Below are 16,776 nucleotides of genomic sequence, written 5' to 3' on the forward strand. Positions count from 1 at the left end.
GACCGATACCCGAAAGACGCCGGCGATTCATTTACGGCAGTGCTCTCGGGCCTGCCGCAAATGGGTGTCACGGCAAGCATGCAACAGCCCGGGCAGGACGATCCGAGCCTGACCAGTAGAGCATTCAGGCAACCTCCATATCTGTCCATTCCCAAGGTGATACGGGATCGTAATGCATTTGGCGGGGCCGCCGCCGTGGAACTCAATTTAACGCGGCTAACAATTTTCATGTGACTGAATGGCCGTTGTGTGACTCTGCAAAGAAATTCAAGATTGCCGAATTCACCGTTTGAGGCCGTTCCAGGAAGCCAAGGTGGCCCGCGTCCGCAATCTCAAGATAGCGCCCGTTGGGCAGGGCATCTGCGACTTCGGCCCCGAGATGCGGGGGCATCACCAGATCGTCGGCGAATCCGATCACGAGCACCGGAGTGTTGACCGTCCGGTAGGCCGGCCTTCGATCTTCCAGCGGAGCGACGCCATACTGAGCGCGAATTCCCGGTGTCACCTTCGCCGGCCATCTGGTGAACGTGTCGATCCAGTCCCGAGCAGAGCCTTCGTTGTTCAAGGTCTTCGGTGAAAAGTTTTCCAGCAGGCGCAATTTCGCGTCATATGTGGCGGGCAACCGCACACCGGCATCGGCAAGGTCCCGCTCCGCGATACGAAAGAACTCGCGCGTACAGTCATGGCGCCCACGGGTGGCCATCAACGCCGACCGGCTCACCAGTTCAGGCCTGGCTAGCATCAGCTCCTGCGCGATATACGAGCCCATCGACACCGCCACCACCCGGACGGGGGCGATGTCGAGTCGCTCGATCAACTCCGCCGTGTCGGCCACCATCGTCGCCGTGGTGAAGCCGTCGCCGTCCGACGTCGCGCCCACACCCCTGTTGTCGAAGGTGATGACGCGATAGCCCGCGGCGCGGAATGCGGGCACCTGATAAAGATCCCAGGTACGTCCGACACCGCCCTGCCCGGCGATGAACAGCACAGGCTCACCGTCGCCGCGGTCTTCGTAGGCCAGGTTCACCCGTCATCCGCCCACACGGCTGCTCATGCGTCCAGGCGGGCGAACTCGCCCTGCCGGTACTGATCGACGCACGCCGCACGGCGGACCTTTCCGCTTGTGGTGATCGGAATCGAACCGGGCGGCACCAGAACCAGATCTGAGACACCCAGGCTGTGCGTGTTGAAGATCGCCGAGGTCACTTCACGCTTGACGACAGAAAGCGGATCCTCCGGCGCCTCGGGCGACGGCGCCCGCGTCCTGACTTCGACGATGACCACGAGCTTCTCGGTATGGCCGTCCGGGACGGCTATGGCCGCACACCGGCTCCGGCTGATCTCCTGGATCGTCGCCTCGATGTCGTCGGGAGAGTGATTACGCCCGTACACGATCAGCAGATCCTTGATACGACCGATGATGAACAGCTCGTCGTCGAACATGAATCCCGAGTCCCCGGTGCGCAGCCAAGGCCCCTCGGGCGTGCCGTCCGAAGGAGCGACAAGCTTCCCACCGAAGGTTGATTCCGTCTCTTGCGGTCTGCGCCAGTATCCGCTCGCGACATTCTCGCCGTATACCCAGATCTCTCCGACGGTTCCGGCCGGACATTCGGAGCTCGTCTCGGAATCTACGATCCGGATCAGCGGCGATACCGGGACGCCGTAGCTGACCAGAGGCGTGCCGGCTCCGTTCTGGCAGCGCCGCGCAGTGCCCGCGGTCAGCGGTTCGGACTCGAAACGCACGATCGCAGGGGGCTCACCCGATTCGCGAGTGGCGATGTACACCGTGGCTTCGGCCATTCCGTAAGACGGGCGTATCACTTTCCCCGGCAGGTTGAACCGAGCGAAGCGCTGGGTGAAGCGCTCGAGCGTTGCCGGGTGCACACGCTCACTTCCGGTGATGATGACGAGAACGTCCGACAGATCCAGACCGGCCATGTCCTCGTCCGAAGCCTTGCGCACCGCCAGTTCGAATGCGAAGTTCGGTGCGGCCGTGTAGGTACGGCCGTTGGTCGCGAGCATCTGCACCCAACGGGCCGGGCGCTGCAGGAAGGCCACCGGACTCATGAGTACTGCGGGAACGCCCGACAGCACCGGCCCACAGACCCCCAGGTACAGACCCATGTCGTGATAGAAGGGCAGCCACGACACGATGGTCGAACCCTCCGGGACGACGTTTCCGAATTCCGCGAAGTAGCCCGACATCAGCTGCTCGAAATTCACCAGCAGGTTTCGGTGCGACATCATCACTCCGGCCGGGTTCCTCGTCGAGCCCGACGTGTACTGCAAATACGCTGTCTCCGTCACGCTTTCACTCGGGGCTCCATGCGCTGCCGGAGCATCGAAGTCCAACGTGTCGACCTCGACGACCGCCGGAGCGGATCCGCCGGCCGCAGATCCGACGAAATCGCTCACTGCGCCGGAAACCGCGGAAGTGGTGAGGATGACCGTGGGCGCCGCATCCTGGAGCACCGAGCTGACCCGCTCGTCGCTGACGCCACCGAGTGGAACCGCCAAGGGGACGGCGATCAGCCCCGCTTGCAGCGCACCGAAGAAGGCGACGATGTAGTCCAGGCCCTGTGGCGCCAGGATGAGTGCGCGGTCGCCGGGCGCGCCGAACCTCCCGAGTTCCCGCGCAACGCCACCCGCACGCCGATACAGCTGCGCGTACGTCAGGCTCTCGGTTGAGCCTTCCCAATCATTTTCGTAGTCAACAAACGTCATCGCCGTGTCGTCGCCCTGCAGCCCAGCTCGATCCCGCAGCAGCGTCAAAATGGATGCCTCGCCCACGGACGTCAGAGTATCGCGCTAATCGCAACAACATATCCGGAACCATCAGCAAACTATATTTCGATGACCATATGAATCACATCGAGGTCATTCCCCGCCGTCGATCGCTGCGAGCGAAGCCATGGCGCGCGCACAACGATGGCCTCTGATCTTGACAATCAAGGTATTTGCCTGGTGAAGCGCGCGAAGTGCTTGCAATCGGGGGCATCTTCGCGATCGATTGAACGGATTCTGCGACAACATTCCGCAGCGAACCATACTGTTATTGATTACGACCGCCTTGGCGGGCGTTGAGCCCCTAATGGCCGCACCACATAAGCGGTCTAATTCTGCGGCCCGACGCACGAATAGGGGGCATCGAGCCTGACAGCGGCCGGACCGCGGAAAGGCCTGTCGGGAGGAGGGCAATTTGAGCGTCACACCAGTTACTCCGGTTGCGGTCATCGGCATGTCCTGCCGGCTCCCGGGGGGCATCGATTCGCCCGAGCGGTTGTGGGAGGCGTTGATCCGAGGCGATGACCTGGTCACCGAGGTTCCGCCCGACCGTTGGGACGCCGACGAATACTACGATCCGGAACCCGGGGTGCCTGGTCGGTCGGTGTCGAAGTGGGGTGCGTTCCTCGATGACGTCGCCGGATTCGATGCGGAGTTCTTTGGTATCAACGAACGAGAGAGCGCCGCACTCGATCCACAGCACCGGTTGTTGTTGGAGACCGCCTGGGAGGCCATGGAGAATGCCGGCCTCACCCGGGAGGCGTTGTCAGATTCACCGACCGGAGTGTTCGTCGGCCTCACGCACGCCGACTATCAGATGCTCGCTGCCGACGCGCAAGCTCTCGAAGCCGCATATGGCTTCAGCGGCAACAACTTCAGTCTGGCGTCCGGGCGGATCGCTTACGCGCTCGGGCTCCACGGCCCCGCGCTCACCGTGGACACCGCATGTTCCTCGGGTTTGACTGCCGTACATCTGGCGTGCCGCAGCCTGCATGAGGGCGAGAGCGATCTCGCCCTGGCCGGTGGCGCCACCTTGGCTCTGGACCCGCGCAAGTTCGCTTCGGGTTCGGCGGAGGGAATGCTCTCGGCGACCGGGCGCTGTCACGCCTTCGATGCCGCGGCCGACGGGTTCGTGTCCGGAGAGGGCTGCGTCGTCATCCTGCTCAAGCGGCTGCCCGACGCACTGCGTGACGGCGATCGAATCCTGGCCGTCGTGCGTGGCACCGCCGCCAACCAAGACGGTCACACCGTGAACATCGCGACGCCATCGGATGCCGCACAGACCGCGGTGTACCGAGCGGCATTGGCTGCCGCCGGCGTCGATCCCGTCACAGTCGGCATGGTCGAGGCGCACGGCACCGGGACACCGGTGGGCGACCCTATCGAATACTCGAGCCTGGCCAAGGTCTACGGCACTGACGGCCCCTGTGCGCTGGCATCGGTCAAGACCAATTTGGGGCACGCCCAGGCAGCTTCTGGAGCCATCGGCCTGATGAAGGCCGTCCTCGCCGTGCAGCACGGCGAGGTTCCGCAAAACCTGCATTTCACCCGTCTGCCCGAGCAGCTCGCCGCGATCCAGACCAATCTCTTTGTGCCCCAGGAGACCACGCCGTGGTGCACCGACGGGCATCATCCCCGCAGGGCAGCAGTCTCGTCGTACGGGCTGTCGGGGACCAATGTCCACGCCATCCTGGAACAAGCACCGGAACAGCCGGCAGACCCCGCCGCAGTAGGCCGGGAACCCCGATCGGCGACCGAACCCATGTTGTTCCCGTTGTCGTCGACCTCGGCCGACGAACTGCGGAACACGGCCGGCCGGCTGGCGGACTGGGTGCAGGCACATGATGATGTCGCACTACCCGATCTGGCCTACACCCTGGCACGCCGACGGGGGCACCGGCCGGTACGCACCGCCGTCAGTGCGAGCGGCCGACCGGAACTCATCTCGGCCTTGCGCGAGGTCGCCGACAGCGATACCCCGTATCAGCCGGCGGTCGGACGCGACGATCGTGGTCCCGTCTGGGTGTTCTCGGGTCAGGGTTCGCAGTGGGCGGGAATGGGAGCCGAGCTCTTGGCGACCGAACCGGTGTTCGCCGCCACGGTGGCGCAGGCCGAACCGATCATCTTGGCCGAGTCCGGATTCTCGGTGACCGAGGCGATGTCGTCGGCGGACGTCGTCACCGGTCAGGACCGTCTGCAGCCGACGTTGTTCACCATGCAGGTCGCCATGGCCGCCACCATGAAGACACACGGCGTGCACCCCGGTGCGGTCATCGGCCACTCCCTGGGCGAGGGCGCAGCAGCTGTCGTCGCAGGCGCGCTGTCTCTGGATGACGGGCTGCGGCTCATCTGCCGCCGGTCTCGCCTGATGTCCCGCATTGCCGGGAAAGGTGCCACCGCCGCGGTGGAACTACCTGCCAAACAAGTACTTTCCGAGTTGACCGGCCGCGGCATCAACGATGTCGTGGTGGCAGTGGTGGCTTCACCACAGTCGACCGTCATCGCCGGCACCACTCAGACGGTGCGGGATCTGGTCGCCGACTGGGAGAAGCGCGGGGTGATGGCTCGCGAAGTCCCCGTCGACGTGGCCTTCCACTCCCCACAAGTCGAGCCGATCGTCGGCGATCTGGCGGCCGCTCTCGCCGATCTGAAACCCATGACACCCGAGATCCCGTTCTACTCGGCGACGTTGTTCGATCCCCGAGAACAACCGGTGTGCGATGCCGACTACTGGGTGACAAACATGCGCCGGATGGTGCGCTTCGCCACCGCCGTACAAGCCGCGCTGGAGGACGGGCATCGGGTCTTCGCCGAACTGTCGCCACACCCGCTGCTCACCCGTGCCCTCGAGCAGACCGCCGCAGGCCGGGAAACTCCGATGGCCGCGCTGGCCGCGATGCGCAGACAGCAGCCGATGCCGAATGGTCTGCGCGGACTTCTGATCGACGTCCACAGTGCGGGCGCCGCCGTCGACTTCTCGGTGCTCTGCCCGAGCGGTCAACTCGTGGATGCGCCGTTGCCGAGCTGGACGCACCGCCGACTGTGGCTCGACGGCGGTGGTCATGACTCCCCGACCCACGGTGGTTGCACCATCGCGGTCCACCCTCTGCTCGGCGCCAACGTCAGGTTGCACGAAGAACCGGAACGCCATGTCTGGCAGGCCGATGTCGGCACCGCGGCGCAGCCGTGGCTGGCCGACCATCAAATCCGTACTGTCGCGGTACTTCCGGGAGCCGCCTTCTGCGAGATGGCGCTGGCCGCCGCCAAGGCTGTGCTGGGCGAGGGTTCCGAAGTCCGTGACATCCGGTTCGAGCAGGCTCTGCTCCTGGACGAATCGACGGAGGTCGGAGCGTCCGCCTCGGTGTCCTCCCCCGGCGCGGCCACCTTCATCGTCGAGACCGATGAGGAGGGTCAGCACACGCGGCACGCGATCGCGGCCCTGCATACCGCCGTGGATGAGCAACCGCCCGCGTACGACATCACTGCGATCCTCACCGCCCACCCGTGCGAGGACGAAGGCGCCGAGGTCCGTAATCGCGTGGGCCAGCATGGTATTCAGTACGGTCCCGCGTTCACCGGACTGGTCACCGTGCGTACCGGCGAGGCGCATGCCCGCACGGTGCTCGCCGAGGTCGCCCTGCCTCGCTCGATCCGCTCACAACAGGACGCGTACGGCGTGCACCCGGCACTTCTCGATGCGTGCTTCCAATCGGTCGAGGCGCATCCGGAGGTTCAGGCGCTCGGCGGCGACGCTCTGGGACTGCCGTTGGGTGTGCGCCGGCTACGTACCTACGATTCGGCCCGCAGCGCACACTACTGCTACACGCGGCTGGTCAAGGCCGACGCCACCGGCATCGAGGCCGACATCGATGTACTCGACAAGGACGGAGCCGTCCTGCTGACAGTGCAGGGACTTCGCCTGGGCACCGGCGCCTCCTCAAGCGGACACGATGATCAGGTTCTCAGCGAAAGACTGCTGACCGTCGAATGGCGCCAACGGGACCTGCCGGAGGTGGAATACGCCGAAGCCGGATCCTGGCTGCTCATCAATGCCTCCGACGGCCCCGATGCGGTCGCCGACGAACTGAGCAGGATCCTGAAAGAGCGTGGCGCCCAGTGCACCACCATGAGCTGGCCCAATCAACCAGACGACTCGCTGACCTGCGCTCAACTCGGCAATCATCTGCGGGAGGGCCGGTTCACCGCCGTCGTCGTCACGACCTCGCCCAACAATGGCGACCACGCCGACCAGTCACCCCTGTTGGGCCGGGAGTATGTGTGCCATCTGGTGCACATCGCCCGACAGCTACCGGAGATGAGCGGCGAACTACCTCGCCTCTATGTCGTGACCCGCAACGCCCAAACGGTCATCGCCGGGGATGTGGCCAATCTGGACCAGGCTGAGCTCCGTGGCCTGATCCGGGTCATCGGCACCGAACATCCGCACCTGAGCGCCACTCAGATCGACGTCGACGAGGCCACCGACGTGGAGCAGCTGGCACGCCAACTGCTCAGCGGGTCAGAGGAGGATGAAACCGCGTGGCGCAACGGCCGGTGGTACGCCGCACGGCTGTGCCTTGCCCCACTACGCCCCGATGAGCGCCGCACCACCATCGCCCATCTCGAACGCGACCGAATGCGGCTGCAGATCCGTACACCGGGCGACCTGGAGTCGCTGGAACTTGTTGCCTGCGAGCATGTTCCTCCTGGCCCGGGCCAGATAGAGGTCGCGGTCAGTGCATCCAGCATCAACTTCGCCGACGTGCTCGTGGCGTTCGGACGCTACCCCGCCTTCGATGGGGTACTGCCCCAACTCGGCATCGACTTCGCCGGTGTGGTGACCGCGGTCGGACCCGACGTGACCGACCACAAGGTCGGCGATCGGGTCGGTGGCCTGTGCGCCGACGGCTGTTGGGGCACGTTCGTCACCTGCGACGCCCGCCTGGCAGCCACCGTGCCCGCCGGACTGACCGACGCCGAGGCGGCCGCATTGACCATTGCGACCGCCACCGCTTATTACGGGCTCAACGACATGGCCCGGGTCAAATCGGGCGACAAGGTGTTGATCCACTCCGCGACCGGCGGGGTCGGGCAGGCCGCGATGGCCATCGCCCGCGCGGCGGGCGCGGAGATCTTCGCCACCGCCGGTAGCGAGCAGCGCCGACAGCTCTTGCGCGACATGGGTGTTGAGCATGTATATGACTCGCGGACCGTGGAGTTCGCCGAGCAGATCCGCCAGGACACCCAGGGATACGGCGTGGACATCGTGCTGAATTCGGTGACCGGTGCCGCCCAGCGGGCCGGCCTCGAACTGCTGGCATTCGGCGGACGATTCGTGGAGATCGGCAAGCGGGACATCTACGGCGACACCCGGTTGGGGCTCTTCCCCTTCCGGCGCAACCTCTCGTTCTATGCCGTCGACCTGGCGCTGATGTCCGTCAGCCATCCGGACCGGCTCCGGGAATTGCTCGAAACCGTATATCTGCTGACCGCGGAAAGTGATCTGCCCGCACCGGAGGTCACCCACTACCCACTTGCCGACGCCGCCACCGCGATACGCATGATGAGCGGCGCACAACATATCGGCAAGTTGGTCCTCGACATTCCACACACCGGCTCCAGCCGCCTGGTGGTCCCACCGTCACAGGTGCAGGTGTACCGGCCCGATGGCGCCTACATCATCACCGGCGGACTCGGTGGCCTCGGATTGTTCATGGCCGAGAAGATGGCGGCCAACGGATGTGGACGCATCGTGGTGTCCTCTCGCTCGCAGCCGACCGAGCGGGCTTCGGAGATTCTCGAGCGCATCCGGTCGACGGGCGTGGACGTACTCGTGGAGTGCGGCGACATCGCCGAGTTCACCACCGCGGAGCGGTTGGTGGCCGTGGCGACCGCCGACGGGCATCCGGTGCGCGGTGTCTTGCACGCGGCGGGCGTGATCGAGGACGCCGCGCTGACCAACATCACCGACGAGCTGATCGAGAGAGACTGGGCACCAAAGGTTTATGGAGCGTGGAACCTCCACACGGCCACCATGGGCCAGCCTCTGGACTGGTTCTGTTCGTTCTCGTCGGCGGCAGCGCTGATCGGTTCCCCCGGGCAGGGTGCGTACGCGGCTGCCAACAGCTGGCTGGACGCCTTCAGCCTGTGGCGCCGTTCGCAGGGATTGCCGGGCAGCGCGATCGCATGGGGCGCCTGGGGCCAGATCGGGCGTGGCACCGACCTGGCCGAGGGCGCCGGAATCGCCATAGCGCCTGACGAGGGCGCGTATGCGTTCGAGGCCCTGCTACGTCATGACCGTGCCTACACCGGATATGCGCCGATCACGGGAACTCCGTGGTTGAGCGTATTCGCCGAACGCAGCCCGTTCGCCGAAGCATTCCGCTCGACCGGCCAGGCCGCCACGGGCACCGGCAAGTTGCATGCCGAACTCGAGGAGCTGCCCCCGGAAGAATGGCCCGGCAAGTTGCGGCATGTGATCTCCGATCAGGTGGGCGTCATCCTGCGCCGCAGTGTCGACCCGGACCGCCCGCTCTCCGAGTACGGCATGGACTCACTGGGAGCACTCGAACTGCGTACCCGCATCGAGAACGAAACCGGCATTCGGATCTCGGCGACCGGAATCACGACCGTGCGTGGCCTGGCAGACCTGCTGTGCGAAAAGCTGCTGCCCGCGGGGGCTGCGTGAGATGAGGGGCGGCAAGAAGCTGAATCCGGCCGCGTCCAGCAAATACGTGAGCGGCCATCGGTATCGAGGTGCCCGCGGATTCATCCGGCCCGCACCCGACCCCTGCACCGCGTCGGCCGCCGCCTCCGGCGCGCCGCCGGCCTCGGTTTCCGGCAGAACCCGCGCCGATCGACTGTTTCTCACCCCGTTTCCGCGACCACCGACCATGGGTGCACGAAACTAGCTTATTGACAGTGCATTTGGACAAATCAATACCGAAACGGCGGGGAGGATCGGCAGGGTGGCACCGAGATCCGCGGAACCGATACGCGATGAGGGTCAAACCGTTCAGGTTCGCCGACCATGACGTACACAGCCCCGCGCATCCGCGCGGACAGACGAGCCCAAAACTGCTCGTGGTCAGGCGGCAAGAACGCATACAGCAAATAACAGACGAGGTAGGATTCCGGTCATGTGGGGCTCGTTGGTAGTACTGGCACTTTTGACGACCATCAATCCTGTGCGCCTCGGAATCATCCTTCTGGTGCTCTCGCGGCCGCGGCCTGTGCAAAACCTGCTCGCCTACTGGGCGGGCGCAGTGCTGATAGGACTGGCCAGCCTCGTCATTCCACTGTTCGTGCTCCACTCCACTCCGGCCTCGTCCGCCTTCGCGCAGAAGTTTGCGCACCCCACCGCAGACCCGCTCACGCAGCGCATCACCATCGGCATCGGCATAGCTCTGCTGGCCATCGCCGCGATCATGGTGGCCCGCAACGTGCTACGGAAACCTGTCGCCGCAGGTAGTCATCGGAAGTCGGCAGGCGACGGCACCGGCACCACCTCGACGCTCGTAGATGATTCCGGTGCGCCACCGGCGATCACAAGACTGCTGTACTCCACCCCGGGCGATGACGATGCCGATACCAAATCTCGGGGATTGCTCGGTCGCGTACGCGAAGCCTGGCAGAACGGATCCCCGTGGATTCCCTTCGTCATCGGGGTGATCGTGATTCCGCCACTCGACGGACTTCTGTTCGCCCTGGCCATCGTCGTCGCCTCAGGTGCCTCGTTCGAAGTCCAGTTGGTCGCAGTGATCGCCTTCGTCTTCGGCGTACTTCTCGTGGAGGAGTTCATTCTCGTCAGCAACGTGGTCGCGCCGGAGAAAACCCAAGCGGCACTGCGCAAGTTGCACGAATGGGCCAGTGCGCATCGCCAGACGTTCGCGGCGGCCATCTGCGCGGTTGTCGGCGCCTCCTTGGTGCTCCGGGGCGTGGGCGGCCTCTGATCGGCGGGTCGGTATGATCCGGCTGTCCAACGTAGGTTGATCTGTGGGGATGGGATCACATGTCTGCACGCGTCGAGCAGTTGGAGTTTCAGGCGGAGGCACGCCAACTCTTGGACCTGCTGGTTCACTCGGTGTACTCCAACAAGGACTCGTTCCTCCGAGAGCTGATCTCAAATGCCTCGGACGCCTTGGACAAGCTGCGCCTCGAAACGCAGCGGAACAAGGAGCTGACCGCCGACACCTCCGATCTTCACATCGACATCGAGGTGGGGCACGATCCGCGGACACTGACAGTCCGCGACAACGGCATCGGGATGACACACGACGAGGTCGTGGATCTGATCGGCACCCTCGCGAAGTCGGGAACCGCAGAGCTTCGTAAGCAATTGCAAGAGGCCAAGAAGGCGGCGGCCTCAGAGGAATTGATCGGACAATTCGGCGTCGGCTTCTACTCCACGTTCATGGTCGCGGACAAGGTCGAACTGCTCACCCGTAAGGCCGGCGAGAGCGAAGCCACCCGATGGGTGTCGAGCGGCGACGGTACCTACACCATCGAATCCGTCGACGACGCACCGCAGGGCACGTCGGTCACTCTGTACCTGAAACCCGAGGATGTCGAGGATCAACTTCACGACTACACCGCCGAGTGGAAGATCAGAGAGCTCGTCAAGAAGTACTCCGACTTCATCGCCTGGCCGGTCCGGATGGAGGTCGAGCGATCCACGCCGGCGGGCGAAGAGGGCGGGCCGGATACCGTCACCGTCGAAACTCAGACACTGAACTCGATGAAGGCGTTGTGGGCCAAGCCCAAAGATGAGGTTTCCGAAGAGGAGTACCACGAGTTCTACAAACACATCGCCCACGCCTGGGACGATCCGCTCGCCGTCATCCCGATGAAGGGGGAGGGCACCTTCGAGTACCAGGCGTTGTTGTTCATCCCGTCGCACGCGCCGTTCGACCTGTTCACCAGGGACGCCAAGACGGGCGTGCAGCTGTACATCAAGCGGGTCTTCGTCATGGGTGATTGCGAAGAACTCATGCCCAGGTACCTGCGCTTCGTCAAGGGCGTGGTGGATGCACAGGGCATGTCACTCAATGTCTCTCGTGAGATCCTGCAGCAGGATCGGCAGGTTACCGCGATCCGTCGCCGGCTGACGAAGAAGATCCTGTCTACCATCGTGGACCTGCAGTCCGGCAAGCCCGAGGATTACCGCAGCTTCTGGACACAGTTCGGCGCTGTCCTCAAAGAAGGCCTGATGTCTGACCCGGACAACCAGGGCACGCTGCTGAGGATTTCATCGTTTCACTCCACGTTCTCCGGCAGCGACGGCACTGAGGGGCCCACCACCACGCTGGCTGAGTACGTCGAACGCATGAAGGAAGGTCAGGAACAGATCTTCTACGCCACGGGACCGTCGGCGGAGCAGCTTCGGAAGTCGCCGCACCTGGAGGCGTTCAAGGCCCGAGGTTACGAAGTGCTGCTGCTCACCGACCCGGTCGACGAAATCTGGGTGGGCTCGGTACCCGAGTTCGACGGCAAGCGGCTGCAGTCGGTCGCCAAAGGCGAGGTCGATCTCGACTCCGAGGAAGACAAGACCGCGCACGAGGCTGAGCGAGAAGCCCAGAAGCAGGAGTTCGCCGACCTGCTGGCCTGGTTGAAGGAGACTCTGAGCGAACAGGTCTCGGATGTGCGATTGTCCGGTCGATTGATCGAGTCGCCGGCCTGCTTGGTCACCCCCACGTTCGGCATCACACCGTCGCTGGCGCGCATGTATCGCGCCTCCGGGCAAACAATCAGCGCCGGGAAACCCGCACTCGAGCTCAATCCGACGCATCCACTGGTCACCGGCTTGCGACGGGCGTACGAGACGGGCGGTGACGCTGATTACTTGCATCGGTTGGGAGAAACCAGCGAATTGCTGTACGGCACCGCCCTTATAGCTGAAGGTGAAATACCCGAGGACCCGGCCAAATTCGCCGGACTACTCGCCGACCACTTGGCCCGCACCCTGTAAGGCGCTTCATCGCAACCGATTTCGTATCGATTCATCAAAATCGCCGAGTGAAGGGATGCTTGGGCTCGTACCGTACGAGAATGAGCAACGTACTCGATCTGCTCGATCAGACCATGTACGACATGGAGCAGGCCACGGGATCGAAAACTCTGCTGCAGGGTGTCTGGGTGTATGACCGCCCGATCGACATCGACGGTCTAAGGCAGTTCCACCGTCACCTTGAACGTGGTCGGTTGTCTCGCTGTATCGCACGGTCGCCCTTGCCGTTCGGCCGCCACCGCTGGGTGGCACCCGACAAGCTGCCTGAGCTCGAGATCGTCGAGCCGGCCCGCCCGCGTGAAGAATTCGACGCCTGGCTCGACGAACAGGTGAACACCCCACTGGATTGTGAGCACGGTCCCGGCTGGCACCTTGCGGTGCTCCCGTTCACCGACGGCGGCACAGGCGTGAGCCTGGTCGTCTCACACTGCCTCACAGACGGCGTCGGACTGGGGCAGGCGTTGGCCGATGCGGCGTGTGGCCGCGACGACCCGATCAGCTGGCCGTCTACCGCGTCGCGCGGCCGATTACGGGCCGTGCGAGAAGACACCGGCCAGACTGTGCGCGATTTCCCGGCCATCGGCCGTGCCGTCGCCGCCGCAATACGCTTTGGACAACAAGGGCGCAACGGTGCCGAAACAGTCAGACGGCCCACCACTGCATCGCCTGCGCCGCCCCCTGAAGCCGACGAAACCCACCTGCTCCCAACGGCAACGATTTTCGTCGACGCCGAAGAGTGGGATGCCCGCGCGAACGCACTCGGCGGGACTCGGAACACGCTGCTTGTGAGCCTGGCCGCTCGCCTCGCCCAACGAGCCGGACGGGTTGCGGCGGATGGTTCTGTGGTCGTGACGCTACCGGTGAACCAGCGCACTACGGACGACACCCGCGCCAACGCGATCGGAGGCGTCCGCGCCACAGTCGACCCGGCGTCTGCAACGACGGATCTGACTGAGATCCGGGCCGCGGTCAAGCAAGCGCTGATTCGGTTCTCGGAGGAACCCGACCCCCAGCAGGTACTGAATGCGCTGGTGCCCCTCATGTCTGAGCGGGTCCTGAACGCCGCCCGTCGTGCAACCAGGGGCAACCCATTCAATCTCGTCGGCGCGTCGAACGTCGGAGAGATCCATCCCGCCGCCGGCCGGCCAGATGGGACGGATGCCGATTCCTTCGCCATGAGGTTGCACCACACCGGTGTGTCCACGGCGACACTGCACCGGTACGGCGGTGTGCAAACCATGCTTTCCGGAACGATGGACGGACGGATATTCGTCTCGTTGAGTTCCTACCTGCCGGGCCATGCCAATTCGAATGATGAGCTACGCATGCAGCTTTCGACAGCGTTGAATGAGTTCTAGCTCACCGCTCGATAGGTGTCAGTGATCGAAAAGTCCTTCAATGCACTCGAAAGTTCTTGTTTCAAGCTGTCATTGGAGTTGAGGCAGTCTGGCAGGTACGAGATAGCCGAGATGAAGACCTTGCCGTTCACCGTTCCGGAGAGCACAGACTGGATTCCGCCGAGCCGGCGCATTCTCGCCTCGGTCACGCCCAAGTGAAGAACCCTCAGGGCGAAGGAGTCGGCGTCCGTGCCATCGGGTCGACCGACGGCCGGGTTGACCACACGAAGGTTGGAAGAGCCGACTTGGTTGGGTGAGACGACAGTGGTCGCGCTGCGGGCAGCCTTGAGAAGCCCCGCAGGTAGAAGTGGGACGATGGCGTTCACTGCCATCTCGTTTTCGGCCCCCTCCCGGTGGCGAATCAGCGTTTGTTTGACCGCCGCCCGGATCTCCCGCAGGTCCGTCGTGGCGAGTTCAGGGTCGACGGTGACGGTGGCATTGCCGATCGCGTTGGCCCGAGTGTCGCCGTCAGCGCGCTCATCGACCGGCATGATCACCTCGACCGAACCGTCCGCAGCAACCCGGCCTGCCCGTTGGGCGAGCCGAGCTGCCAATCCCACGAGTAGCGAGTTGCTGGTTCCGCCGAGTGCGCGTGCGCGGGCGTCCCACTCGTCCGCATCGACCACGACCGTTGCCATTGCGTGTATGACCAATTTGTCGGAACCGGCGGGCGGCGCAGGTGATGTGACGGCCGGTGCGGCGGTACCGCCGGCACCACCGCGGCTGCGTCGGACCAACCGGATGGCGGCGGCGACGGCGCGGCCCATGGCAGGGATGTCGCGCAGGGTTTGGCCGGCGTCCTCGCGGAGGGCGCGCCATCGCCCGCGGGATCCGGCGGCCGGCCAGCTCATCGGGTCGTCGCGGCCGAGCGACGCATCCGTCAGCGCGGTGCTCAAACCGACGCCGTCGGTGAGGAAACGGGAAAGGACAAAACTGACCCCGGTACCGCCGTCGGTGAACGGGAGCACCGCGAGGCGCCATCCGGGACCGCGTTCGCAATCCAATGGGGTGTTGATCTGTTCGTCGAGCCAGTCGTCGAATTCTTCACGCGGGCGGGCCGTCTCCACGATCTCGAGGTCGGGCAACCTGTCGGGCGCTATCCAACGGTGGCGGCCGAACGGCAAGGGTGACCGCTCGATGCAGCGGGATAACCGTCCCCGCTGAAGATGTTCGTGGAAGCGCCGCAGGCCATCGATGTCGATCGGGCGGTCGTACACCCAGATGCACTGCAGTTGGCTGGCACCTCCGACAGCTTGCCCCACGTCAAACATGGTCTGGTCGAGCACATCGAGTACATTGCTCATTTTCAACCGCACTTTCCAAGAGAGCCGAGCAGTTCTAGTTGGTTGCCGATGTCGAGTAAGGCGAATGCAACCCCACACGCCCATCGAGGATGGAGAATTTACCGCCGATACCAGCCTCGGCTGCGAAATCTAGAAATACGTCCAAGGCCACGTGATCTTCAAATGCGAATCCGGTGCTGTCAAACAGGGTTAGCTCGTGGACTTGGGGCAGGGGTTCGCCAGTCGAACTTGCAATTCCGACCAGGTCCGGCAGGGTGACGTCGATTGCATCCCGTTCAAGAACCTGGCATTCCCCTTCGTTCAATGCTTGGTCCATATGGTCGACACAAATGTACGCCCTGTTCAGCACCGACAACGGCAACTCGGTCTTGCCGGGCTCATCCGACCCAATGGAATTTATATGAAGGTGGGAGGACAGCCTCTCATCCCTCACGACCGGGCCGGCACCCGGACGTACCGATGTTGCGGTAACCAGAATGTCCGCACCCTTGACCACCCCATGCGGATCATCAAAGACCTCAAACTGAGCGGACGTGAAGTTGCAACGATCCTTGAGGGATTCAGCGCACTTTCTGTCGATGTCGTAAACTTGGATCCGCTCCAGGGGGAACGAAACACACAGCGCGTGGATCTGCGTAACGGCCTGCAATCCAGCACCCACGATCGCCGCAGTTCGCGAACCAGGCCGAGCGAGCATCGAACTGGCCACAGCGGTAGCGGCACCGGTACGAATTGCAGTGGGAACAGTGGCATCACAGATCGCGAGCAATTCACCGCTGGAATCACTGTACCTACATATTGCTCCTACGACAGTCGGCAACCGATGTTCGGCATTGTTGTTCGGCTTATAGCTGATTGTTTTCAATGTCATTCCGCGGTTGACTTCGAGATACGGCATGTTCTCGATCACCCCACCGCCGACACACTGGTCGTGCACAAACCCATTTCGAGGTGGGCAGCCTCGCCAACGTTCGCGGGCAACCTCCGAAAACCCGTTCCGCAACCTGTCGATACATGTCCGCATTATCACGTCCATTCCGACCATGTCCACTAGGCGCCTCGTATCGCTATACGAGAGCATTAATGCGTCCACCGTTCCTCCACCCTTGCATGTTTGATGCCTCCGCCTGACTGTCCATCTGAACTTTCATCCGCGTCGGCCTCCCACAGATACATTCCGGTGAGCGATAAGTCGTTCAAAGCGTTTAAAAGGTCTTGTTGCAAACGCTCATTCGTGTTGACTCGACCCGGCAGATAGGAATGGGCCGAGATGAAGACCTTTCCG

Annotated in this window: 8 protein-coding genes and 1 pseudogene; 4 read left to right on the forward strand and 5 right to left on the reverse strand. The window is 63.8% G+C overall.

Annotated elements, in window-relative coordinates; all coding sequences use genetic code 11:
• Positions 1–226: 226 nt before the first annotated feature.
• The gene (locus ACZY08_RS24620; RefSeq protein WP_463746938.1) at positions 227–1,027 is read right to left on the reverse strand and encodes an alpha/beta fold hydrolase; all 801 of its coding nucleotides are present in this window, start codon (positions 1,025–1,027) and stop codon (positions 227–229) included.
• A gap of 23 nt (positions 1,028–1,050) precedes the next feature.
• Entirely contained in the window at positions 1,051–2,790 is a 1,740-nt protein-coding gene (locus ACZY08_RS24625; protein WP_463746937.1) for an AMP-binding protein, read from the reverse strand.
• Positions 2,791–3,199: 409 nt separating this feature from the next.
• On the opposite strand from ACZY08_RS24625, the gene pks2 reads away from it, so the two are divergent.
• The 4 genes from pks2 (at position 3,200) to ACZY08_RS24645 (ending at position 14,148) form a co-directional block, all read left to right on the forward strand.
• A complete protein-coding gene (gene pks2 / locus ACZY08_RS24630) occupies positions 3,200–9,472 on the forward strand; it encodes a sulfolipid-1 biosynthesis phthioceranic/hydroxyphthioceranic acid synthase (RefSeq protein WP_463746936.1) in 6,273 nt (2,090 codons plus the stop codon).
• Between the two features lie 451 nt (positions 9,473–9,923).
• Positions 9,924–10,736, forward strand: coding sequence for a GAP family protein (locus ACZY08_RS24635; protein WP_463746935.1), 813 nt, complete (start codon positions 9,924–9,926; stop codon positions 10,734–10,736).
• A 59-nt stretch (positions 10,737–10,795) separates the two neighbouring features.
• Positions 10,796–12,751, forward strand: a complete 1,956-nt coding sequence (gene htpG, locus ACZY08_RS24640; RefSeq protein WP_463746934.1) for a molecular chaperone HtpG — start codon at positions 10,796–10,798, stop codon at positions 12,749–12,751.
• Between the two features lie 80 nt (positions 12,752–12,831).
• On the forward strand, positions 12,832–14,148 hold the full coding sequence (locus tag ACZY08_RS24645; RefSeq protein WP_463746933.1) for a WS/DGAT/MGAT family O-acyltransferase: 1,317 nt from the start codon (positions 12,832–12,834) through the stop codon (positions 14,146–14,148).
• Here ACZY08_RS24645 and ACZY08_RS24650 read toward each other — a convergent pair.
• The 3 genes and pseudogenes from ACZY08_RS24650 to ACZY08_RS24660 form a co-directional block, all read right to left on the reverse strand.
• A complete protein-coding gene (locus ACZY08_RS24650) occupies positions 14,145–15,491 on the reverse strand; it encodes a hypothetical protein (RefSeq protein WP_463746932.1) in 1,347 nt (448 codons plus the stop codon). The two genes, ACZY08_RS24645 and ACZY08_RS24650, sit on opposite strands and share 4 nt — an antisense overlap.
• 34 nt (positions 15,492–15,525) lie before the next feature.
• Entirely contained in the window at positions 15,526–16,572 is a 1,047-nt protein-coding gene (locus tag ACZY08_RS24655) for an ornithine cyclodeaminase family protein (protein ID WP_463781859.1), read from the reverse strand.
• Positions 16,572–16,776, reverse strand: a pseudogene (locus ACZY08_RS24660) (hypothetical protein); the annotation flags it as partial. The pseudogene ACZY08_RS24660 and the gene ACZY08_RS24655, both read right to left, overlap by 1 nt.

The sequence above is a fragment of the Mycobacterium sp. IDUB_9 genome, assembly GCF_055419505.1.